The organism is Microbacterium sp. LWH13-1.2 (genome assembly GCF_038397735.1).
In the GTDB taxonomy this organism is placed as follows: Bacteria; Actinomycetota; Actinomycetes; order Actinomycetales; family Microbacteriaceae; genus Microbacterium.
The window spans coordinates 696,390-719,069 of the sequence record NZ_CP151635.1; the positions used below are offsets into that span (position 1 = coordinate 696,390).

Here is a 22,680-nt window from a genome sequence, read left to right on the forward strand (position 1 = left end):
TCAGCCGCGCAGCTCGCGCACGAGGAGGGCGGTGCGCAGCGCGGCATCCGCAGCCTCCGCACCCTTGTCCTCCTTCGATCCTTCGAGCCCTGCGCGGTCGAGGCCCTGCTTCTCGTCGTCGAGCGTCAGCACGCCGAAGCCGACAGGTTTGCCCGCATCGAGCGAGACGCGGGTCAGTCCGTCGGTCGTCGCGGCCGAGACGTACTCGAAGTGCGGGGTGCCGCCTCGGATGATCACGCCGAGGGCCACCACGGCGTCGGCGCCGCCGGCGAACGCCGCCTGCGCGGCGAGGGCCAGCTCGAACGAACCGGGCACGCGCACGAGTCGGTAGGCGGCGTCGGCGTCGTCGAGGACGCGCTGCGCACCGGCGATCAGGCCGTCGGTGATCACGTCATGCCACGTGCCGGCCACGATGACGACCTTCAATCCGCGTCCGTCGATCTTCTCGGTCTTGGGTGCTCCTGCGCCGCTCATGTGTGGTCCTTCTTTCCGTCGGCGAGAGCCTCTGCGAGCTCCGCCTCTCCGATGATGTGACCCATCCGGTCACGTTTGGTCTCGAGGTACTGGTGGTTGTTCGGTCCGACGCCGACGATCAGCGGGACCTGCTCGACGACGTCGAGCCCGAGGCCGCGCAGCTGGTTCACCTTGTCGGTGTTGTTCGTCAGCAGGCGCACCTTCGATACACCGAGGTCGGCGAGGATGCCGGCAGCCGCTGCGTAGTCGCGGGCATCGGCCGGCAGCCCGAGTGCGAGGTTGGCGTCGACCGTGTCGAGGCCTTCCTCCTGCAGGCTGTAGGCACGGAGCTTGTTGATGAGGCCGATGCCTCGACCCTCGTGTCCGCGCATGTAGATGACGATGCCGCCGTCCTGCTCGATCGCGTCGAGAGCCGCATCGAGTTGAGGGCCGCACTCACACTTCAGCGAGCCGAAGGCCTCGCCCGTCAGACACTCCGAGTGCACCCTCACGAGAGCGGTCTCGCCGGGCTCGCCCGAGACGACGGCGATGTGGTCAGTGCCGGTCACCCTGTCTTTGTACGCCAGGAAGCGGAACGTGCCGTGCGTGGTGGGCACGGTCGCATCCGCGCGGAGGCTCACGCGCCTGCTGGCGCGTTCAGGAGACCAGCCGGTGGGGTCGATCTCGTTGAGATGGGCGATGAGCTGTTCGATCGTGATGACCGGCACCCCATCGCGCGCGCCGAGCTCGATGAGTCCGGGAAGCCTCATCATGCTGCCGTCCTCGGCGACGACCTCGGCGATCGCGCCGACCGGGCGGAGTCCCGCGAGCTTCATCAGATCGACGGCAGCCTCGGTGTGACCGCTGCGTTCGCGGACTCCGCCGTCGACCGCACGGAGGGGGAGGACGTGTCCGGGGCGGATGATGCTGGTGGCCGTCGACGCAGGGTTCGCCAGGACGTTCAGCGTGTGGGCGCGGTCGTGCGCACTGATGCCGGTGGTGACGCCCTCGGCCGCGTCGACGCTGACCGTGTACGCCGTCGAGCGCGCGTCCTCGGAGGCGGCGACCATCGGCTGCAGGTTCAGGTTGTCTGCGAGGTCGGCAGGCATCGGCGCGCAGATGAACCCGGACGACCAGCGGACGGTCCAGGCGACCCACTCGGGGGTCGCGAGCTCGGCGGAGAGCACGACATCGCCCTCGTTCTCGCGGTTCTCGTCGTCGGCGACGAGCACGGGACGCCCAGCGCGGAGGGCCTCGAGGGCCTCGGGGATGGTGGAAAGGCTCATCGTGAGCCTCCTTCCGGTGCTGCCCTGAACGCCAGCAGGCGTTCGACGTGACGGGCGAGGATGTCGGTCTCCAGGTTCACACGGTCGCCGACCGCGCGCGAGCCGAGGGTGGTGGCGGCGAGTGTCTCGGGGATCAGGGAGATCTCGAACCAGTGGCTCGCCGCATCCGCCGCGCTCACCGCGCTGACGGTGAGGGACGTGCCGTCGACCGAGATCGAGCCCTTGTCGACCACGAGCGGGGCGAGGTCGCCCGGCAGCGAGACGCGCAGCACGCTCCACTGCTCGCCCGGCCGCACGTCGACGACACTGCCGACGCCGTCGACGTGTCCCTGCACGATGTGGCCGCCGAGGCGTGCGCCGACCGGCATCGCCTTCTCGATGTTCACGCGCGTCCCGACGGATGCTCCGCCGAGGGCTGCGACGTCGAGCGTCTGCTTCATCACGTCGGCGTCGAAGGTGTCGGCCGTCGTGCCCACGACCGTCAGGCAGACTCCCGAGACGGCGATCGACTCGCCGTGGATTGCGTCGGAGGCGGCCTTCGGTGCGCGCACGGTCAGTCGCCACCCGTCTCCTGAGGGCGAGATCGCGGTGATCTCGCCGATCTCCTCGATGATTCCGGTGAACATCAGGCGACTCCTTCTTCGAGGTCGAGTGCAGGGGTGGCGATCGCGAGCAGGTCGGCGCCGAGAGGCACCCACTCCTCGACCGTGAGACGGCGGGCGGCGTCGATCGATGCGACGCCGATGTCTGTCAGCGCGAGCCGTTCGCCGCCGATCAGCACCGGGGCGATGTAGGCGAGCACCCGATCGACGAGGCCCTGGGCGATGAACGCACTCGCGAGTGTGGGGCCACCTTCGACGAACACGCTCTGGATGCCGCGCGCGTGCAGATCTGCGAGCACGGTGTGCAGATCGTGCGTGTCGTAGAAGAGCGGCGTCTGCGGATGACGACGGATCGCGGCCGCGTCAGGGGTGGGCCGCGAGCCGATGACGACCGGGACCGGCTGCGTCTCGTACAGTGAGTCGCCGTCGCGCGCTGTCAGGGAGGGGTCGTCGGAGAGCACGGTGCCGGTGCCGACGACGATCGCATCCGCTGCGGCTCGACGTCGGTGCACGTCGGCGCGTGCCTCGGGCCCGGTGATCCACTGGCTGCTGCCGTCGGATGCCGCGGCGCGGCCGTCGAGCGACTGGGCCCACTTCACCGTGACGTGCGGGCGCCCCAGACGCTGCGCGGTGAGCCAGCCGTCGATGATCCCCTGAGCGACGTCGGCCTGCTCGCCCGAGTCGACGCTCACTCCCGCGGCACGGAGGCGGTCCGCGCCGCCGCCCGACACCGCGCCGGGGTCGTCGAGCGCGTAGACGACACGGGCCACGCCCGCCTCGATGAGCGCGACCGCGCAGGGGCCGGTGCGGCCCGTGTGGTTGCAGGGCTCGAGGGTGACGATCGCGGTGGCCCCTCGCGCTGCCTCTGGCGCGAGCTTCGAGAGCGCGTCGACCTCGGCGTGCGGCGTTCCGGCACCGTGGTGCCATCCTTCGGCGAGGACCGTCCCGTCGGGGGAGAGGATGACGGCACCGACCTGCGGGTTGACGCCCCGCGGGCCGAGGGCCGCGAGCTCGAGCGCACGGGTCATCGCCCGGCGCTCCGTCTCGTTCACTGCCATCCGTGGTCCTCTCTGAGGCTCCAGGGGATCTCCTCGAGGGGAGACACAGGCAGAACGCGCGCACGGCGGCGCACCGTGCTGCCTCCCTTCCGGACTAGCGAGGCTGCGCCTCGCACCACCGTCGGTCCCGGAATTCCACCGGATCGGCACCTCGGAGAACCGAGACGCTCGCGGACTGTCACCGCCGGTTCGGATTCTCACCGACCCCGGAGCACGTTGATGCTCTGAGTGTACTCAACGCGTCTGACGACATTTCATTCCGCGTCGAAGTGCTACTTCAGCAGCCGTGACAGGCGGCGATCGGCGAGGGGCTTTCCTCCGGTCTGGCACGTCGGGCAGTACTCGAGAGAGCGGTCGGCGAAGAAGACGCTGCGCACGGTGTCGCCGCACACCGGACAGGTCTCGCCGCGACGGGCGTGCACCTGCATCCCCCGGCGCTTCGCGTCTTTGAGGTCGGCCGGCGGCTTGCCCGACGCCTCGGCGACGGCATCCGTCAGCGTCGTCTGCATCGCCGCGAACAGCCGGTCGACCTCTTCGTCGCCGAGCTTGTCGGCGATCGCGTAGGGGGACATGCGGGCCGCGTGCAGGATCTCGTCGGAGTAGGCGTTGCCGATGCCGGCGATGATGCTCTGATCGCGCAGCAGACCTTTGATCTGCGTGCGCCGCCCACTGAGCAGGCTGCCGAAGACCTCGCGCGTGAAGGTCGATTCGAGCGGATCGGGTCCGAGGCGAGCGATTCCCGGCACTTCCTGGGGATCGCGCACCACGTAGACGGCCAGAGACTTCTTCGTACCGGCTTCGGTGAGGTCGAACCCGCTCTCGTCGTCGAGTGCGACCCGCAGCGCGATCGGCGACTTGCCCGGCTTGATCAGGGTCGTCGGCAGAGTCTCGTACCAGCGCAGCCACCCGGCCTTGGCCAGATGGAAGACGAGATGCAGGTCGGCGCCGCAGGAGAGCACGATGAACTTGCCTCGTCGCGACGCCGCCGTGATCTCGGCACCGTGCAACGCGGTGTTCGGCGGGTCGTAGGTCTTCAGCGCAGCGATCGCGCCCACGGCCGTGCGGACGATCGTTCGCCCTACGGCGCGCTCCGTCAGGAATGTCGTCAGGCCCTGGACTTCCGGCATCTCAGGCATGCGCTCATCCTGCCACCCAGGTCCGACACCGGGCTAGGGTCCGACACCGGGCTAGAGGATCGGCCATTCCACAGGCGTGCGGTCATCCGTCGCCAGAAGGCCGCCGAACCACCCGTCGTCGCGGCCGCGTGCGCTGGTGAGCGCCTGGCGGCCCAGCCCCTCGTACCGGAACCCGAGCGCGCGGGCGGCTCGGGCCGAAGCGACGTTGCCGGCGACCGCACGCCAGCCCAAGCGCGCGAGCCCGAGCTCGTCGAAGCTCCAGTCGACCACGGCGCGCGCTGCCTCGACGAGGTAGCCCTGGCCGCGAGCCGGCGCCGCGACCCAGAACCCGATCTCCGCATCCCCGCCGGTGTGGTGCTCGGAGACGCGGTGCAGCCCGATCGAGGCCACCAGCTCGCCGTCGCGATAGGCGCACCAGATGGTCTGGCTGCCGTCGGCCCACCGCTCACCGATCAGACGCACGTAGTCCTCGGCATCCGTGCGCCGGTACGGGCTCGGCACGGTGGTCCACCGGGGTATCTCGGGGTCCTGACAGGCCGCGGTGATCGCGTCGATGTCAGTCTCGTCCGGCACATGCAGGACGAGGCGCTCGGTGGTGAGGGTGACCGGTTCCATCCGTGCATCCTATGGGTGGCCGAGTCCCCGCCCGCAGACCCGCGAGCCCGTGTCTGTGGCCGCGGCTAGGCTTATCCGGTGACTGTGCCGGGGATTCTGCGCGCCTTGGAAGAGGCATCTCTTTTTCGTGACGCCCTGACGTGGGCCCAGACCGATGCCGATCTCGGCCTGGTCGACGGACTCGATGCCCCGGCGCTCGCCGGGCTGCTGGCGAAGCGGCGAGCGGCCGGGCAGCCGCCGGCACTTCTCACCGTGGTGCCGACCGGTCGACGTGCCGAGAGCCTGGCCGCGGCACTGAACGCCTACATACCCGACGCCGAGGTCGTGACCTTCCCGGCCTGGGAGACTCTTCCCCACGAACGGCTCAGCCCGAGCCCCGACACCGTCGGACAGAGACTCCAGACCCTCCGCCGCATCGCCGAGTGGTCGGGTGATCATCCGCTCGTCGTGGTCGCGTCCGTGCGGGCCGCGCTGCAGCCGATCGCAGGCAACCTCGGTGAGATCGCGCCGCTCGAGCTGCGCGCGGGAACCCGTGGTCACGAGCTCGATCACGTGGTCGAACAGCTCGTCGAGCGCGCCTACTCCCGCGTCGACATGGTGTCGCGACGGGGTGAGTTCGCGGTGCGCGGCGGAATTCTCGACGTCTTCCCTGCGATCTCCGAGCATCCGTTCCGTGTCGAGTTCTTCGGCGACGAGGTCGATCAGATCCGGGCGTTCTCGGTCGCCGATCAGCGTTCCCTTCCCGGCGACGTCGACGGGGTCGACCTTCCGCCGAGCCGTGAGCTGCTGCTGACCCCCGACGTCCGCGACCGCGCGAGAGCGCTGATCGGCGGGTTCCCCGCGATCGCCGGGATGCTCGAGAAGATGTCCGAGGGCATCCCCGTCGAAGGCATGGAATCGCTGCTCCCGGCGGTCTCGGGGCCGCTCAAATCGCTCGCCGAATACCTGCCTGAGGGCAGCGCGACGGCCGTCGTCGATCCCGAGCGATCGAGCGCGCGCGCGATCACCCTGGGCGAGACGAACCGCGAGTTCCTCGACGCGGCCTGGAGCGCGGCGACCTCCGGCGCGTCCGCGCCGATCGATCTCGGTGCCGGCGACTTCCTCACCATCGCCCGGCTGCGCGAGGTCGTGCGCGATCGCGGCGGTGTCTGGTGGCGCCTGAGCCCGTTCTCGATGGGGGGTGAGGATGCCGAGACCATCGACGCGTCGGTCATCCCGTCGTTCCACGGCAACGTCGACGGTGCGATCTCGTTCGTCGAGGCGAAGGTCGCAGACGGCTGGCGGGTCGTCGTGATCGCCGCCGGAGCGGGCCTCGTCGACCGCGCGCGCGACGTGCTCTCCGACCGGGGGATCGCCGCTCGCATCGTGTCCGAGCTGACCGATGCGCCCGACACCGGCGTCGCGACCCTCGTGACCGGCTCGGTCGAGGCCGGATTCCAGATCCCCGAGGCCAGGCTCGCTGTCCTCACCGACAACGAGTTCTACGGGCGCACGATCGGCGGCGACCAGCGCGTCGTCAAGAAGCTCGCGTCGCGCCGCAAGAACGTCGTCGATCCGCTGCAGCTCAAGCAGGGCGACTACGTCGTGCACAACACGCACGGCATCGGCCGCTTCGTCGAGATGACGCAGCGGGAGGTGTCGACCGGCGGGCGCAACGCGACGAAGTCAGTGCGCGACTATCTCGTGCTCGAGTACGCGCCGTCGAAGCGCGGTTATCCCGGCGACAAGCTCTACGTGCCCACCGATCAGCTCGATCTGCTCTCGAAGTACGTCGGCGGTGAGGGGCCGACCCTCTCGAAGATGGGCGGCAGCGACTGGTCGCAGGCGAAGGGCAAGGCTCGCAAGGCGGTGCGCGATATCGCCGTCGAGCTGGTCAAGCTGTACTCGGCGCGGATGAGCGCCAAGGGTCATGCGTTCGGCCCCGACACGCCCTGGCAGCGCGAGCTCGAAGAGGCCTTCCCGTTCGCCGAGACGCTCGATCAGCTGCAGACCATCGACGAGATCAAGGCCGACATGGAGCGGCCGATCCCGATGGACAGGCTGCTCTCGGGCGATGTCGGCTTCGGCAAGACCGAGGTGGCCGTCCGCGCGGCGTTCAAGGCGATCCAGGACGGCAAGCAGGTCGCGATGCTCGTGCCGACGACGCTGCTCGTGAAGCAGCACCTCGAGACCTTCACCGAGCGCTTCGCCGGGTTCCCCGTGAAGGTGCGTCCGCTTTCGCGTTTCCAGAGTGACAAAGAGGCGCGTCTGACGCTCGAGGGGCTGCTCGACGGCACGGTCGACATGGTCATCGGCACGCACCGCATCCTCACCGACCAGGTCATGTTCAAAGACCTCGGTCTGATGATCATCGACGAGGAGCAGCGCTTCGGGGTCGAGCACAAGGACACCCTCAAGAAGATGAAGACCAATGTCGACATCCTCGCGATGAGCGCGACGCCGATCCCTCGCACGCTCGAGATGGCGGTCACCGGCATCCGCGAGATGTCGACCCTGGCGACTCCGCCGGAAGACCGGCATCCGATCCTGTCCTTCGTGGGACCCCGCAGCGACAAGCAGATCACCGCGGCGATCCGGCGTGAGATCCTCCGTGAGGGGCAGGTGTTCTTCGTGCACAACCGCGTGCAGTCGATCCAGCGGGTGGCGGCGCAGCTCGCGGAGCTCGTGCCCGAGGCGCGCATCGCGGTGGCTCACGGCCAGATGGGCGAACACGCGCTCGAGCAGGTCGTCGACGACTTCTGGGAGCGCAAGTTCGACGTGCTCGTCTCGACGACGATCATCGAGACCGGACTCGACATCGCGAACGCGAACACCATCATCATCGACCGTGCCGACAAATACGGATTGAGCCAGCTGCATCAGCTGCGTGGCCGCGTCGGCCGCGGTCGCGAGCGGGCGTACGCCTACTTCCTGTACGACGAGATGAAGCCGCTCAGCGAGACCGCGGCCGACCGTCTGCAGACGATCGCGGTCAACAACGATCTCGGTTCCGGCATGCAGGTCGCGCTCAAGGACCTCGAGCTGCGAGGAGCCGGAAACCTGCTCGGCGGCGAGCAGGCGGGCCACATCGCCGGCGTCGGCTTCGACCTGTACCTCCGGATGATCGGCGAGGCCGTCGCGACCTTCCGCGGCGAAGACGTCGAATCCGGCCAGGAGCTGCGCCTCGAGCTCCCGCTGGATGCGCGCATCCCCGAGTACTACATCGACAGCGAGCGGCTGCGGCTCGAGGCCTATCAGAAGCTCTCCGCGGCGTCAGCCGCGACGGCGAAGGACGACGCGATCGATCTCGTGATCGAGGAGCTCACCGACCGCTACGGCACGCCGCCCGACGAGGTCGAGGGTCTGATCGCGGTCGCCCGACTGCGACGCCGCGCGGCCAGGGCGGGGCTCGCCGATGTCGTCGTGATGGGGTCGAACCTGCGCATCGCGCCCGCTCACCTCGAGGAATCGATCAAGGTGCGTCTGCAGCGGCTGTATCCGAAGGCGAAGCTGGTCGCGGGTGGCGACGCTCTCGTGGTGCCGATGCCGACGATCTCCGCAGCAGTGGGCGTCGGACTCGAGCCGCTGCCGAACGCGGAACTGCTCGAGTGGGTCGGCCAGCTGCTCACGGCGATCTTCCCCGAGCCGGCGAAGGTCGAGTGAGGGGAACCGGCTACAGCGAGAATCCGCCGTCGGTGGTCAGCACCTGACCGACCACCCACGAGCCGGCGTCCGTGCACAGCCAGCCGATCAGGCGGGCAGGGTCGTCGGGGCGACCGACACGGCCGAACGGTGTGCCCGCGATCCAGTCCTCGACGCCCGACAGATCGCGATCCGTCGTGTCGGCATCGAGGTAGCCCGTGTTCACCGGACCCGGATTGACGGTGTTCAGCACGATTCCGACATCGAGCAGCTCGACGGCAGTCGTACGGGTGATCCCCGCGAGCGCGGCCTTGCTCGTCGCGTACGAGATCTCGCCGCGCATCGCCCCGTGCCCCTGACCCGAGGTCATCCAGACGACGTGAGCGGTCGGCTTCTCGAAGGGGCCGAGCGGCGGGATGCTGTCGCCGGGGCGACCGACCGGAGTCTCTGCACCGCCGAGTTCTCGGCGTACTCGATTCGCCAGCCCGGCTGTGAGCAGCAGCGAGGCGCGGGTGTTGGCCTGCCAGTGCGCGTCGAGTCGGTCGGCGGTCATGTCGAAGATCGTGCCGTCGCCGCCGCTCATCGCCTGGTTGCAGATGACGATGTCGAGCCGACCCGAGAGCGCTGATGCCGCGTCGAGCAGCGGTTCGATGCCTGCAGGGTCTCGCAGGTCAGCCTGAGCGTCGCCCATCACGGCCCCGGATGCGAGGGCGTCGTGGATGCCGGCGCGAACCGCGTCGAGGTCGTCCCCGCCCCACGGGTGGTCGAGATCATGGGGGCGGAAGTGGTGGAAGAACACGTTCGCGCCGAGGGACGCGAGCGTCGTCGCGGTCGCGAATCCGATGCCGCGTCTGCGGGAGACGCCGGTCACCAGAGCAGTGCGTCCGAACAGGGGAAGGTCGTGGGAGTGCATGGCGATTCGCCTTTCGATCGATGGAGCCCCGGGCGCGCCGAATGGCGGTCGGAGGCGGGGGAGGGATCGAGTCAGCTGCACTTCATGGGCGTCAGCGTAGCAGGAGGCTCGATCAGCCTTCTCGACACGTATGCGGCGGCGCTACGCTGGCGTCATGTTGTACGAGCACCTCGGGGCTCGGCCCCGGATCCATGACACCGCCGTCGTCGCTCCCACCGCCGTGATCTCCGGAGACGTGACCATCGGCCCTGACTGCCAGGTGCTCCATGGCGCCGTGATCACCGCAGAGGGAGGACCGATCACGATCGGCGAGCACGTGATCGTGATGGAGAATGCGCTCATCAGAGCCACGGCCGCGAACGCCGTGCACATCGGTTCGCACACCCTCGTGGGAACCCTCGCGAGCATCGCCGGCGCGACCGTGGGCGAAGAGGTCTTCTTCGCGTCCGGCGCACGGATCTTCAACGGCGCGCTGGTGGGCGATCGATGCGAGGTCCGGGTGAACGCCATCGTGCACCGACGAGCCGTGCTTCCGGCCGGAACGGTCGTGCCGATCGGCTGGGTCGCGGTCGGAGATCCCGTGCAGCTCCTGTCTCCTGACAGGGAGGAGGAGATCTCCGCCGCACAACCCGAACTCGACTTCCCTGGGCACGTCTTCGGCGTGGATCGCGACACCCCCGACCTCATGGTGCAGCTGACCGAGCGCTACGGCAGCTCGCTGGCCCGGCACGCCGACGACGTGCGTCTCGACGCCGACGGCCGCGCGGCGGGTCGCGGGTGAGTGACGGCGCGGGGCTCGTCCGACCGGACATCAGCACGGACGACGCCGCGCTGATCGCTCGCGAATGCTACGGAGTCGAGGCAGTGGCGACCGAGCTCGGCAGCAATCAGGACCGCAACTTCGTGCTGGTCGAGCCGGACGGATCGCGCAGCGTGCTGCGCGTCGACAACCCCGTCTTCGGTGACGACGCGAGAGCCGCGCAGCATGCGGCGCTCGACGCCTATCGCGCGGCCGGCGTGCGGGTTCCCGCCGTGCTCCCCGGACTCGACGGTCAGCTCACGCAGCGCTGGCGGGGATTCGCGGTGCGCCGCAGTGAGTTCGCCGCGGGTGAGCCGATGGTCGATGCGGGGTATCTGGCTCCCGTCGTCCTCGCCGAGTTCGGCGCGCTGGCGGCGGCATCCGTGAACGCGCTCGCGGGTCTCGCGCATCCGGGGCTCGAGCGCGACCAGATGTGGGACATGCGCGTCGCCTATGCCCAGATCAGCGCGCTCGCCCCGGCGGTGACGGAGGCCGAGTTGCGCTCCCGCGTGCGCACGGCCGCGGAGGACGCGCACAAGGCACTGTCGATCGTGGCTGCTGCGTTGCCGGTGCAGCCGATCCACGGCGACCTCACCGACGACAACGTCACCGGTCGGCGAGGCGCGGACTCTCGGCTCCATCCGCACGTCGTGCTCGATCTCGGCGACCTCGGTCTCGGCTGGCGCGTCGCCGAACTCGCGGTGTGCGTCTCGTCGATGCTCCACCACGAACCCGAGCGCCCTCTGCGCGCGCTCGACACGATCGCCGCGTTCCACGCGGATGCGCCCCTCAGCCGTGACGAGGCGCTCGCCGTCTGGCCGCTGGTCGTGCTGCGAGCGGCTCTCCTCGTCGCGAGCGGCTGGAGACAGCTCGAGATCGACGGCGACAACGAGTACGCGCGAGAGCGGATCGCGGGGGAGCAGGCCATCTTCGATGCCGCGACCGCCGTACCGCTCGCCGAGGCGACGGAGCTCGTGCTCGACCGACTGGGATTCGACGCGCCCGTCTTCGAGATTCCCGTCGTCGCCGCGCCGGAGGACGGCACCCCGGAGCCCGAGATCCCGGGGGCTGAGACGCCGGAGGCGGACACCTCGGGCGGGGAGGATTCCGCGCACGAGGAGCCGGAGCAGGAAGCACCGCGCCCGGACGGGCCTGGCCCGATCTCCGAGCTCGCTCCGCTGCTGCCTGAGCTCGACGGTCGCATCGTCGTGGTCGATCCGGGCGTGGAGTCCGACGAACTGGATGCCGGACGCTGGACGGCGCCTGATGCAGAGGCGGCGCTCATCGCCGGGGCGCATGCCCAGGGCGCGCGTGCTGCCGTGGTTCCCTACGGGATGTACCGCCTCACACGCACGACCATCGACACTCCGCATGCCGCGGCCACCTGGCCGGTCGAGACCGAGGTGCACGTCGCTCCCGGGCCGTCGTCGCGCATGATCGCCCCTGTCGAGGGTGACCTGAAGATCACCGACGGCAGTGTGCGCATCACGATCGACGGCGGGTGGGAACTCGACCTCCGCGGCCCCGACTTCGAGCCGACGCGCAACGGCCGGGTCGAGAAGGGCGAGAGCATCGGTCGGCTCGCGGCGTCGTTCGAGATCAGGACGCTGGTCGTCGGACTTCGCAGAGCGGATGCTCCGTCGCTGCCCGCCGTAGCCACCGCCGCGCACCTGGTCACCCCGGATCGGGTCGACGCCTGGCGTCGCTTCACCGCCGACCCCGCGGCTCTGCTCGGTCTCGCCTCGCACGCGCAGCACGACGGCGCGGACGACGAGCTGCGCCGTCGTGAGCGGATCTTCGCCGAGGCGCAGGAGCGCTACTACGAGCACCCGCCGCAGATCGAGCGCGGCTGGCGGCACCATCTCGTCGACACCACCGGTCGAAGCTACATCGACATGGTGAACAACGTCGCCGGCCTCGGCCACGGGCATCCGAAGGTCGCGGCCGCGGCGAACCGACAGCTGAAGACCCTCGCCACGAACTCGCGCTTCCTGTTCCGCGACCTCGCCGAGTACAGCGAGCGCCTGATCGCGTTGATGCCCGAGGGGAGCGGACTCGACACGGTGCTGCTGGTGAACAGCGGCTCAGAGGCGGTGGATCTCGGCATCCGACTCGCGCAGGCGGCGACCGACCGGCGCTCCGTGGTGGCGCTCCGCGAGGCCTATCACGGCTGGACCATGGCGAGCGATGCCGTCACGACGAGTGCCTACGACAACCCCCAGGCGCTCGAGACGCGACCCGACTGGGTGCACGTGGCCGATGCGCCGAACTCCTTCCGTGGAACGTACCGCGGAGACGACACGGCCGAGCGGTATCTCGCCGACCTCGCCGAGGATCTCGACGGTCTCGCTGCGGACGGCCGCGACGTGGCGGCGTTCCTGTGCGAATCCGTGCTCGGGAACGCCGGCGGTGTGCTGCTGCCCGACGGATATCTGGCGGGCGCCTACGATCTGGTGCGCGCTCGCGGCGGTCTCTGCATCGCCGACGAGGTGCAGGTGGGCTTCGGTCGCATGGGCTCGAGCTTCTGGGGATTCGAGCAGTCCCGCGTCGTGCCCGACATCGTCACGATCGCGAAGCCCATGGGCAACGGGTTCCCTATCGGGGGAGTGATCACCTCGCGACGGATCGCCGATGCCCTCAGCAGCCAGGGGCAGTTCTTCTCCTCGGCAGGCGGCAGCACCCTCAGCTGCCGCGTCGGGCTGGCCGTGCTCGACGCCATGGTCGAGGACGATCTGCAGGCCAACGCCCGCGAGGTCGGTGCCCGCCTGGCCGCGTCGCTTCGGGCTCTGGCGCACCGGCATCCGCTCGTCGGCCCTGTGCATGGTGAAGGTCTCTATCTCGGAGTCGAGCTCGTGCGCGACCGCGACAGCATGGAGCCGGCCTCTGCCGAGGCCGCCGCGATCTGCGAGCGGATGCGCGAGCTCGGTGTGATCGTGCTCACCACCTCGGAGCGTTCGAACGTGCTGAAGATCAAGCCGCCGCTCTGTCTGACGGTCGAGAGCGCCGATCATGTTGTCGCGGTGCTGGATCGAGTGCTCTCCGAAGGATGGTGATCGCGGTGGTCTTCGAATCCCGTGAGGATTCGGCATGTTAAATGCGTATTTCGAATCAGATCCGCTCTTCCGCTGACGATTATCCCGGGTACATACTGAGCGTCAGCGTCGGATCGCCCGAAGTCCGACCCATGCGCTGTTCCCGAAGGAGTACTCATGGCCACGCCCGTCAAGACGAAGCCCCTCGCGCAGGGTGGGGGAACCCTTCGCCGCAACCTCGGCCTCTGGGCGATCGTCGGTCTCGGACTCGGCTACATGACGCCGACCGTCGTCTTCGACACGTTCGGCATGGTGGCTCGCGACACGGACAACGTCGTCCCCGCCGCGTACCTGGTCGCTCTCGTCGTGATGGTCTTCACCGCGATCAGCTACGGCAAGATCTCCAGCGCCATCCCGAGCGCGGGATCGGCCTACACCTACGTCCGCGAATCCATCCACCCGAACCTCGGTTTCATGGTCGGCTGGACCTCGCTGATCGACTACGTGCTGCTCCCGATGGTCAACTGCCTCATCATCCGCAGCTACCTCGAGGCGCTGTTCCCCGACATCCCCGGCTGGATCTGGGTGGTGCTCTACTGCATCCTCGTGACGAGCATCATCTACATGACCATGCGCGGTACATCGAACATGAACATGATCCTGCTCGTGTTCTCGATCGTCGTGATGGTCGTGTTCGTCGTGATGGTCGTCGCCCAGCTCCTGCGCGGCGAAGGAGCGGCCACGATCGCCTCGGCCGCCCCGTTCATCCACGACGGTGCGACGATCAGCGCGGTGCTTATGGGAGCCACGATCGTCTGCTTCTCCTTCATCGGCTTCGATGCGGTGACGATGTACGCCGAGGAGGCGAAGGACCCGAAGATCATGCCGAAGGCGATCCTGCTCACGGTGCTGCTCGGCGGAGCGATCTTCCTCGTGGCCGCGTACGTGACGCAGCTGCGGTTCCCGGACTGGAACGAGTTCGCCCCCGGTGGCGACATGCAGTACGTCGAGGACTCCACGCTGCCGATCATCGGCAACCTCGTCGGGGGCGACGTGCTCATGGCCGTCCTGACGGCGGCCGGCTTCTGCGCGACCCTGGCGTCCGGTCTCGCCTCGCACGCATCGGTGTCGCGCATGCTGCTGGTGATGGGACGCAACAACGTGCTTCCGCAGAAGGCGTTCGGCTACATCAACCCGCGCACCCACACGCCGACCTTCAACATCGTGCTGGTGGGAGCCATCTCACTGCTGGCGATCCCGTTCACCCTCGAGCTGATCGCGGCCTGGATCAACTACGGCGCACTGATCGCCTTCACCTTCGTGAACATCTCGGTGATCGCCTGGTTCGCGATCCGCAAGGGGCGGCGCCACACACCGCGCGACATCTTCTCGTACATCGTGATGCCGGGCATCGGCATGCTGCTGACGGGACTCCTGTGGGTGAACCTGCACGCCGATGCCCTCACCGGAGGCCTCATCTGGACGGCTATCGGCCTGATCTACCTCGCCGTGATCACGAAGGGCTTCCGCAAGAGGGTGGTCGCGTTCGACGAGAACCAGCCGGTGACCGGTTTCAACAAGGTCGTGAGGGCACCTGTCGACGAGAGCTGAGCGCCGCGAGCGCAGAACGCGGGATGCAGAAGAGCCGCCTACCCCGGGAGGGAGGCGGCTCTTCCGTCATGTGCGGCAGGTGAGCGGGAGTCAGATGACACCCTGCGCGAGCATCGCGCCCGCGACGCGCTCGAAGCCTGAGATGTTCGCACCCGCCACGTAGTCACCCGCGACGTCGTAGCGCTCGGCGGCCTCGAACGCGGCGGCGTGGATGTCGCCCATGATCTCGCGCAGCTTGTTCTCGCTGGCGTCGAAGCTCCACCGCTGACGGGACGCGTTCTGGCTCATCTCGAGAGCGGAAGTCGCGACACCACCGGCGTTCGCGGCCTTCCCGGGAGCGAAGAGCACGCCGGCGGCCTGGAACGCGTCGACGGCGGCGGGCACGCAGGGCATGTTCGCGCCCTCGGAGACCGCCCGCACGCCGCCCGCGATGAGAGCCTCCGCCGCGGCGAGGTCGAGCTCGTTCTGCGTCGCGGAGGGCACCGCGATGTCGACGGGCACCTCCCAGACGCTGCCGCCTTCGATGAAGCGCGCACCGGGACGACGATCGGCGTATTCGACGATACGAGCGCGCTCGACCTCCTTGATCTGGCGGAGCAGATCGACGTCGATGCCGGCGTCGTCGACGACATAGCCGGATGAGTCCGATGCGGTCACGGCGGTCGCACCGAGCTGGGTGGCCTTCTGGATCGCATAGATCGCGACGTTGCCCGAGCCCGAGACGCCGACGCGCTTGCCGTCGAGCGAGTCGTTGTGCACGCCGAGCATCTCCTGCGCGAAGAACACCGCGCCGTAGCCGGTGGCCTCCGTGCGCACCTCGGCGCCGCCCCAGCCGGTGCCCTTGCCCGTGAACATGCCGGACTCGTGGCGGTTGGTGATCTTGCGGTACTGGCCGAAGAGGTAGCCGATCTCGCGGCCGCCGACACCGATGTCACCCGCGGGGACGTCGGTGTGCTCGCCCAGGTGGCGGTAGAGCTCGTTCATGAACGACTGGCAGAAGCGCATGATCTCGCCGTCCGACCGGCCGTGAGGATCGAAGTCCGAGCCGCCCTTGCCCCCGCCGATGCCCTGTCCGGTGAGCGCGTTCTTGAAGATCTGCTCGAAGCCGAGGAACTTGATGATCGACAGGTTGACCGACGGGTGGAAGCGGAGTCCACCCTTGTACGGGCCGAGCACCGAGGAGAACTGGATGCGGTAGCCGCGGTTGACCTGGAGGCGACCCGCATCGTCGACCCACGGAACCCGGAACAGGATCTGGCGCTCCGGCTCGACCAGACGCTCGAGGATGCCGCCGTCGACGAACTGCGGATTGCGCGCGAGCACGGGAGCGATCGAGTTCAGCACCTCGTGCACGGCCTGCTGGAATTCGGGCTCGTTCGGGCTGCGGTGAAGGACCGTGTCGAAGACGGGCTGCACGGATTCTGCGAGCGGGTGGAAGTCGGCGGAAGACGAAGAGGTCACGCGAAAGAGCTTTCTGAACGGGGGAAGAAGGTGATGCGTGCGATCGTGTCGCGTGAGTGGCCGCCGGATCGGGCAGAAACCTCACTCTAGCGGGCACGCCGATGTGAGGGATCTCACACCGGAATGCACGCGATGACGACGACGAGGTGGCTCACCCGGTGTTCTGCAGACCCGCTGCGACGCCGCTCACGGAGAGCAGGAGCAGGCGCCGCTGTTCCTCATCGGCACCGGATCCGGTCGCCTCCGCCGGGTCGCGCAGCGCACGCAGGGCGCGCAGCTGCAGCAGCGACAGCGCGTCGACGTAAGGGGTGCGCAGCTGCACGGCGCGCTGCAGGATCGGCTTGTTCTCGAGCAGTCCGACACCGCCGGTGAGGCGGATCACCCATTTGCGCGTGAGTGTCATCTCGTCGAGCACGAGCTGGGCGAGGTCGTCGCGGTCGCCCAGCGCCAGATACTGGCGGGCGATGCGCTCGTCGGTCTTCGCGAGACTCATCGCGACGTTGTCGATCATGGTGCGAAGCAGCGGCCAGTCGCGGTACGCCTCGATGAGACGGGCCTCGTCGCCGACGGCGGCCAGCGCCGTGCCGAGACCGAACCAGCCGGCGAGGTTGATGCGCGCCTGCGTCCACGCGAACACCCACGGGATGGCCCGGAGGTCTTCGAGCGACTCGACGGAGAGTCCTCGTCGCGCGGGCCGCGAGCCGAGCGCGAGCAGACCGATCTCCTCCATCGGGGTGACCGTTGCGAACCAGGGCGCGAAGCCCTCGGCCTTCACGAGCGAGAAGAAGCGCTCACGCGAGGAGCGGTCCATCACCGAGGCGATGTCCGCGAACCGCGCTGCGGCATCGCTGGTGTGCTTCTCGACCGTCGGCGACGACGCGAGCAGGGTCGCTGCGGCGACCTGGTCGATGTGGCGCATCGCGATCGCGGGCTCGCCGTAGCGGGCGAAGATGACCTCGCCCTGCTCGGTGAGCTTGAAGCGACCGTCGACCGAGTGCGGCGGCTGCGCGAGGATCGCCGAGTTGGCGGGTCCGCCACCGCGACCGAGGGCACCGCCGCGGCCGTGGAACAGGGTCAGCTCGATGTCCGACTCCTGCGCCCACAGGGCGATCTTCTCCTGCGCCTCGTACAGGGCGAGGTTGGCGGCGACGGGGCCGACGTCCTTCGACGAGTCGGAGTACCCGAGCATCACCTCGAGGCGGTTGCCGGTGGCGGCCATCCTCTCCTGGAACTCGGGGAACGTGACCGCCTCGGCGAGGATATCGGGAGCGGCCTGGAGGTCGGCGAAGGTCTCGAACAGCGGGACGACGTCGAGCACCGGTGCGTCGTCGCCGAGTGCATGCCGCGCGAGCGCGTAGACGTTCGCGAGGTCTGAGGCCGCCTGTGTGAACGACACGACGTAGCGGCCGGCAGCTCGGAGGCCTCGGTCGCGCTGGATCTCGGCGATCGCACGGAAGACCTCGAGCACCTCCTCGGTCTGCGCGCTGATGGCCTCGCCGCTCGCGAGCTCCGCCAGAGCCTTCGCATGCACCTGCGAATGCTGACGCACCTCGAGCTCGGTGAGGTGGAAGCCGTACGTCTCCACCTGCCAGATCAGGTGCTGCACGCCTCCGAAGGCGTGGCGCTTCGCACCCGCGTCCGACAGCGACGACTGCACGGCGCGGAGGTCGGCGAGGAGCTCTTCGGGGCGGGCATATCGCTGCTCCTCGCCTCGGCGGGTCGCGGCGACGCGGTGGGCGAGCGCGAGCAGTACCCGTCGGTGCGGCTCGCCGGGGGAGCGGGCTCCGAGCTCCGCGGCGCTGCGCGGGTCCGCGGCGGCGAAGTCGTCCCACAGCGCCGACACGGCCGCGCTCGCAGGAGTGTCCTCGGCGTCGAGCGTGAGCGTGCGGCCGATGCGGTCGAGCGCACGCTCGAGACCGCGCAGCACATGATCCGAGGCGATCTGAGAGGCCTCGCGCGTGACGGATGCCGTGACGAAGGGGTTTCCGTCGCGGTCGCCGCCGACCCACGAGCCGATCCGCACGAAGGCGGGTACCACGGGCTCGGTGGCACCCGAGTCATCGCCGCGCAGAGCGTCGTCGATGCGGCGGTACACGTGGGGAACCGTGGTGAACAGGGTCTCGTCGAACACGCCCATGACCGTGCGGACCTCATCGGTCGGCGACGGCTTCTCGGCGCGCAGCGGGGCGGTGCGCCAGAGGGTGTCGATCTCCTCCAGCATCCGACGGCGGGCGCGGTGCTCCTCGGAGCCGCCCTCGCTCGCGGAGTCGTGCTGTGTGAGCAGCTCGGACAGGCGACGGATGCTCGACGACACCGCCCGGCGACGGGCTTCGGTCGGGTGAGCGGTGAAGACGGGGTGGAAGCGCAGGCCCTGCAGGCGACGGAGTGCCTCGTCATCGCCGACCTCGGTCTTCAGACGGGCGTATGCCGTGGCGACCGTGTCGGCGGCATCTTCACGGCCGGGCTGGCCCGCGCGCTCGCGGAGGACTCGCACGCGCTGATGCTCCTCGGCGAGGTTGACCAGGTGGAAGTAGCACGTGAACGCCCGTGCGACCTCGTCGGCGCGGGCGATGCTGAAGGATCCGGCGATCGCTGCAGCACGCTCGAACGCGTCGGACGTCTCTTCGTCGTAGGCCTGGATGGTGGCCAGGCGCAGCTTCTCGACGTCCTCGAAGAGGTCATCGCCGCCGGCTTCTCGCAGCACCTGGCCGAGAAGGGCGCCGAGCATCCTGACGTCGGAGCGCATCGCGTCCGGGATGCCGCGGCCCGCTTCGAAACGGCCGATGATGCGGATGGCCGAGGTGTCGGTGGGCTCGGGGAAGGTGTGTTCGGGGGTCACCGTTCGAGAGTATCCCGGGTCGGGGTGGTGCTCGGAACGCATGACGATCCGAGACGCTCGCGGCGACCGGCGAACTACCATGGAGGGGATGCGAATCTCCGCGAACCCCCTCCGCGGGCAGCAGTTCCCTGCTGTCCTCCTCCTCGTCGCCGCAGGCCTCGGTCTGCTGCTGGCGAATCTCCCCACGCATGACGCGCTCGCCGCGGTGCTCGACTTCCACATCGCGGTGCCCGGCACCTCTCTCGACCTCTCGATCGAGCACTGGGTGTCCGACGGGCTCCTCGCGGTGTTCTTCCTCGTGGTCGCGATCGAGCTGCGTCACGAACTCACGCACGGAGAGCTGGATTCGCCGCGCAAGGCCGTGCAGCCGGCGATCGCCGCCGCGGGCGGTGTGCTGGTGCCGATCGCGGTCTACCTGCTCATCGCCGGAGACTCGGCGACCGCCACCGGATGGCCGATCCCCACTGCGACCGACATCGCCTTCGCACTCGGTGTGCTCGCGATGTTCGGCAAGGGGCTGCCCTCGACCGTGCGGGTGTTCCTGTTGGCGCTGGCGATCCTCGACGACATCATCGGCATCATCTTCATCGCCGTGCTCTTCGCGCACGACGTGCAGTGGCTGCTGCTCGTCCTCGCCGTGGTCGCGGTCGCGCTGTTCTGGGTCCTCAGCCGCGCACTGCATGCGAAGGGGCACGCCGCGATCGCCGTCGCGATGGTCGTCGTCGGAGTCGTGGTCTGGGGATTGGTCGCCGCGTCCGGCATCCATGCCACGATCGCGGGAGTCATGCTGGGCCTCGTGATGTCGCCGGTTCCCGCCGCGCGCACCCGTCACGCCCTCGAGCCCACCGTCAACGGGGCGATCCTGCCGGTGTTCGCGTTCGTCGCCGCGTTCGTGGTGATTCCCGCCCTCGCACCCTCCGAGCTCTCGCCGGCTTTCTGGGGCATCGTGGTCGCCCTTCCGGTCGGCAAGATCCTCGGCATCTCGCTGTTCGGCTGGATCGCGATGCGTATCCGACCCCGGGGGTCGGCTCCCGCGCTGCCGTTCGGCGACATCCTGGCGGCCGGTGCCCTGGGCGGGATCGGATTCACGGTCTCGCTGCTTCTCGCCAATCTCGCCTTCGCGTCGGATGCGGGCGTCCGCGACCAGGCGATCCTCGGCGTGCTCGTCGGCTCGCTCATCGCGCTCGTCCTGTCCGGGGTGATCGTGTCGCTTCGCGCCCGCTCCTATCGTCGGCTGAGCGCCGCGACATCCTGACGACGTTCGAGGAGGAACAGTGACCGCAGACCAGGAACGCGATCCGCTGCGCGAGGCCGCAGAGACCATGCGCGCGGTGCGCGAACGGTGCGTCTGGTCGCAGCGGATCACCCATCACGACCTCGTGCCGTACCTGATCGAGGAGTCGCACGAGGTCATCGACGCCGTCGAGACCGGCACGCGGGCCGACCTGCGTGAAGAACTCGGCGACCTGCTGTGGCAGGTGCTGTTCCATGCGGCCATCGCCGCACAGGATCCCGACGACCCGTTCGACATCGACGACGTCGCCGACACGCTGACCGAGAAGATGGTCCGTCGGCACCCGCACGTCTTCGCGGGTGAGACCGCGACCACCCCCGACGAGGTGCTCGTGCACTGGAACGCGGCGAAGGCGGCCGAGAAGCGCACGAGGAAGAGCGTGCTCGACGGAGTTCCGCGAGGGATGCCGGCGCTGGCACTCGCGCAGAAGATCGTCGGACGAGCGGCAGGAGCGGGCGTGGAGGTCGGAGGGCCGACCGACGGCGCCGTGACCGCACCCACGACCGAGGCGGAGCTCGGCGACGCTCTGCTCGGGCTCGTCGCTGTGGCGCGAACCGAGGGGTGGGACGCCGAGAGGGCGCTGCGCGAGCGGCTCCGCGGGCTCGAAGCCGACGTCCGCGACGCCGAATCCGGCGCCTGACGCCACGGGCCACCCTTCCGACCTGGAAAGATGGGGGCGTGGCTACTGTGAACCCGCCGCGCGGCATGCGCGACATCCTCCCCGCCGACAAGGCCCGCCGCGAGCGCGTCCTCTCCGTCATCCGCGATCGGTACCGGTCGCACGGATTCGACGAGATCGAGACTCCCGCGCTCGAGGAGTACTCGCGACTGCACGCCGGCATCGGCGGCGACAATGAGAAGCTCGCCTACAACGTCCTGCGCCGTGGCCTCGACGCCGAGGCGATCCGGGAGGCGGCCGACGACCAGGGCGCACTCGCAGACCTCGGACTCCGCTATGACCTCACCGTGCCGCTCGCGCGGTTCTACGCGAGCAACCGCGCTCAGCTGCCCGGTGTCTTCCGCGCCATCCAGATCGGCCCGGTGTGGCGTGCGGAGCGCCCGCAGAAGGGCCGCTACCGCCAGTTCGTGCAGTGCGACATCGACATCATCGGCGATGACTCCGCGCGCGCCGAGGCAGAGCTCATGGTCGCCTCGCTCGACGCCGTCGACGCGCTCGGACTCGAGGGCGCGACCGTGCGCATCAACGACCGGCGCGCGCTTGACTGGATGCTCGACAGCTTCGGCTTCACCGCCGACGAGCGGCCCGGCGTGCTGATCACGATCGACAAGCTCGACAAGATCGGCCCGGAGGGGGTCGCGACGGAGCTGCGCGAGCGCGGTGCCGCCGCATCCGCCGTCGACGCGTTCGAGGAGTTCCTGCGCCGCCCGCAGACCATGGAGTACAACCCGTTCGGCGAGCGCCAGATCCGCAAGGCGCTGCCCGAGAATGCGCCGGATGAGCTCGTCGGGCACCTGGTCGGCATCGGCGAGGCCGTCGCCGCCGGACGCGGGGCGACCGACATCCCGCTGGTTTTCGATCCCTTCCTCGTTCGCGGCATGGGCTACTACACCGGCACGATCTTCGAGCTCGCGCACCCCTCGGTCTCGTACTCGCTGGGCGGGGGAGGGCGTTACGACGGCATGATCGGGCGCTTCCTCGGCCAGCAGGTTCCCGCTGTCGGGTTCTCGCTCGGCTTCGAGAGGCTCGTCGATCTCGTGACGGCGGGAGCGGATGCCGCCGAGCGCGCCGTGGTGCTGATCCACGACGCGGACGTGCCGGTCGTCGAGCTCGTGACCCATAAGGCCGCGCTCGTGGCGACAGGTGCCAGGGTCCGGGTGGAACGGCGCACGAAGAACGTCAAGGCGCTGCTCGAGCGCTCGGCCGCCGACGGGTACACGGAGTTCGCGACCGTCTCCGCGGGTGCGTCTCAGCTGGAGCTGAAGCCCCTGTCATGAGGTT

General features: G+C 69.1%; 16 protein-coding genes. 7 read left to right on the forward strand and 9 right to left on the reverse strand.

Features of this window, described 5'->3' with window-relative positions:
* From ribH to MRBLWH13_RS03145, 6 genes are all read right to left on the reverse strand, one after another.
* A complete protein-coding gene (gene ribH, locus MRBLWH13_RS03120; RefSeq protein WP_210097384.1) occupies positions 1–474 on the reverse strand; it encodes a 6,7-dimethyl-8-ribityllumazine synthase in 474 nt (157 codons plus the stop codon).
* Entirely contained in the window at positions 471–1,739 is a 1,269-nt protein-coding gene (gene ribA / locus MRBLWH13_RS03125) for a GTP cyclohydrolase II (RefSeq protein WP_341956861.1), read from the reverse strand. The genes ribH and ribA overlap by 4 nt, the downstream gene beginning before the upstream one ends.
* Entirely contained in the window at positions 1,736–2,365 is a 630-nt protein-coding gene (locus tag MRBLWH13_RS03130; RefSeq protein ID WP_341956862.1) for a riboflavin synthase, read from the reverse strand. Before MRBLWH13_RS03130 ends, ribA begins: the two co-directional genes overlap by 4 nt.
* Positions 2,365–3,399 (reverse strand): bifunctional diaminohydroxyphosphoribosylaminopyrimidine deaminase/5-amino-6-(5-phosphoribosylamino)uracil reductase RibD, encoded by a 1,035-nt coding sequence (gene ribD / locus MRBLWH13_RS03135; RefSeq protein WP_341956863.1) that lies wholly within the window; start codon positions 3,397–3,399, stop codon positions 2,365–2,367. The genes MRBLWH13_RS03130 and ribD overlap by 1 nt, the downstream gene beginning before the upstream one ends.
* 272 nt (positions 3,400–3,671) lie before the next feature.
* A complete protein-coding gene (locus MRBLWH13_RS03140) occupies positions 3,672–4,535 on the reverse strand; it encodes a DNA-formamidopyrimidine glycosylase family protein (protein ID WP_341956864.1) in 864 nt (287 codons plus the stop codon).
* Between the two features lie 51 nt (positions 4,536–4,586).
* Positions 4,587–5,150 carry a GNAT family protein gene (locus tag MRBLWH13_RS03145; protein WP_341956865.1) on the reverse strand — a complete coding sequence of 188 codons (564 nt, stop codon included), beginning with the start codon at positions 5,148–5,150 and terminating at the stop codon, positions 4,587–4,589.
* Positions 5,151–5,228: 78 nt separating this feature from the next.
* Between MRBLWH13_RS03145 and mfd the strand changes: the two genes are divergently transcribed.
* On the forward strand, positions 5,229–8,792 hold the full coding sequence (mfd, locus tag MRBLWH13_RS03150) for a transcription-repair coupling factor (RefSeq protein WP_341956866.1): 3,564 nt from the start codon (positions 5,229–5,231) through the stop codon (positions 8,790–8,792).
* Positions 8,793–8,802: 10 nt separating this feature from the next.
* On the opposite strand, the gene MRBLWH13_RS03155 is transcribed toward mfd, so the two are convergent.
* Positions 8,803–9,684 (reverse strand): SDR family oxidoreductase, encoded by an 882-nt coding sequence (locus tag MRBLWH13_RS03155; RefSeq protein WP_341956867.1) that lies wholly within the window; start codon positions 9,682–9,684, stop codon positions 8,803–8,805.
* Between the two features lie 154 nt (positions 9,685–9,838).
* Here MRBLWH13_RS03155 and MRBLWH13_RS03160 point away from each other — a divergent pair, with 154 nt between their 5' ends.
* From MRBLWH13_RS03160 to MRBLWH13_RS03170, 3 genes are all read left to right on the forward strand, one after another.
* Positions 9,839–10,465 carry a gamma carbonic anhydrase family protein gene (locus tag MRBLWH13_RS03160; protein WP_341956868.1) on the forward strand — a complete coding sequence of 209 codons (627 nt, stop codon included), beginning with the start codon at positions 9,839–9,841 and terminating at the stop codon, positions 10,463–10,465.
* Positions 10,462–13,536, forward strand: a complete 3,075-nt coding sequence (locus tag MRBLWH13_RS03165; protein WP_341956869.1) for an aminotransferase — start codon at positions 10,462–10,464, stop codon at positions 13,534–13,536. Before MRBLWH13_RS03160 ends, MRBLWH13_RS03165 begins: the two co-directional genes overlap by 4 nt.
* 255 nt (positions 13,537–13,791) lie before the next feature.
* Positions 13,792–15,126, forward strand: coding sequence for an APC family permease (locus tag MRBLWH13_RS03170; RefSeq protein ID WP_341958381.1), 1,335 nt, complete (start codon positions 13,792–13,794; stop codon positions 15,124–15,126).
* A 90-nt stretch (positions 15,127–15,216) separates the two neighbouring features.
* On the opposite strand, the gene gdhA is transcribed toward MRBLWH13_RS03170, so the two are convergent.
* Both gdhA and MRBLWH13_RS03180 read right to left on the reverse strand, forming a co-directional pair.
* Entirely contained in the window at positions 15,217–16,587 is a 1,371-nt protein-coding gene (gdhA, locus tag MRBLWH13_RS03175) for an NADP-specific glutamate dehydrogenase (protein WP_341956870.1), read from the reverse strand.
* 151 nt (positions 16,588–16,738) lie between these two features.
* Entirely contained in the window at positions 16,739–19,426 is a 2,688-nt protein-coding gene (locus tag MRBLWH13_RS03180; protein ID WP_341956871.1) for a phosphoenolpyruvate carboxylase, read from the reverse strand.
* 88 nt (positions 19,427–19,514) lie between these two features.
* Here MRBLWH13_RS03180 and nhaA point away from each other — a divergent pair, with 88 nt between their 5' ends.
* The 3 genes from nhaA (at position 19,515) to MRBLWH13_RS03195 (ending at position 22,676) form a co-directional block, all read left to right on the forward strand.
* Complete coding sequence (nhaA, locus tag MRBLWH13_RS03185; protein WP_341956872.1) at positions 19,515–20,681, forward strand: Na+/H+ antiporter NhaA; 1,167 nt, start codon at positions 19,515–19,517, stop codon at positions 20,679–20,681.
* Positions 20,682–20,748: 67 nt separating this feature from the next.
* Positions 20,749–21,360, forward strand: a complete 612-nt coding sequence (locus MRBLWH13_RS03190; protein ID WP_341958383.1) for a MazG family protein — start codon at positions 20,749–20,751, stop codon at positions 21,358–21,360.
* A 65-nt stretch (positions 21,361–21,425) separates the two neighbouring features.
* Positions 21,426–22,676, forward strand: coding sequence for an ATP phosphoribosyltransferase regulatory subunit (locus MRBLWH13_RS03195; protein WP_341958385.1), 1,251 nt, complete (start codon positions 21,426–21,428; stop codon positions 22,674–22,676).
* Positions 22,677–22,680: the final 4 nt, after the last annotated feature.

What these genes read in the sequence shown, in the direction of transcription:
- nhaA (WP_341956872.1), top strand. Translation starts at nt 19,515, where the DNA reads ATGCGAATCTCCGCGAACCCCCTCCGCGGGCAGCAGTTCCCTGCTGTC.
- MRBLWH13_RS03145 (WP_341956865.1), bottom strand. Translation starts at nt 5,150, where the DNA reads ATGGAACCGGTCACCCTCACCACCGAGCGCCTCGTCCTGCATGTGCCG.
- ribA (WP_341956861.1), bottom strand. Translation starts at nt 1,739, where the DNA reads ATGAGCCTTTCCACCATCCCCGAGGCCCTCGAGGCCCTCCGCGCTGGG.
- MRBLWH13_RS03140 (WP_341956864.1), bottom strand. Translation starts at nt 4,535, where the DNA reads ATGCCTGAGATGCCGGAAGTCCAGGGCCTGACGACATTCCTGACGGAG.
- MRBLWH13_RS03195 (WP_341958385.1), top strand. Translation starts at nt 21,426, where the DNA reads ATGCGCGACATCCTCCCCGCCGACAAGGCCCGCCGCGAGCGCGTCCTC.
- MRBLWH13_RS03130 (WP_341956862.1), bottom strand. Translation starts at nt 2,365, where the DNA reads ATGTTCACCGGAATCATCGAGGAGATCGGCGAGATCACCGCGATCTCG.
- MRBLWH13_RS03170 (WP_341958381.1), top strand. Translation starts at nt 13,792, where the DNA reads ATGACGCCGACCGTCGTCTTCGACACGTTCGGCATGGTGGCTCGCGAC.
- MRBLWH13_RS03155 (WP_341956867.1), bottom strand. Translation starts at nt 9,684, where the DNA reads ATGCACTCCCACGACCTTCCCCTGTTCGGACGCACTGCTCTGGTGACC.
- MRBLWH13_RS03160 (WP_341956868.1), top strand. Translation starts at nt 9,839, where the DNA reads ATGTTGTACGAGCACCTCGGGGCTCGGCCCCGGATCCATGACACCGCC.
- ribH (WP_210097384.1), bottom strand. Translation starts at nt 474, where the DNA reads ATGAGCGGCGCAGGAGCACCCAAGACCGAGAAGATCGACGGACGCGGA.
- ribD (WP_341956863.1), bottom strand. Translation starts at nt 3,399, where the DNA reads ATGGCAGTGAACGAGACGGAGCGCCGGGCGATGACCCGTGCGCTCGAG.
- MRBLWH13_RS03190 (WP_341958383.1), top strand. Translation starts at nt 20,749, where the DNA reads ATGCGCGCGGTGCGCGAACGGTGCGTCTGGTCGCAGCGGATCACCCAT.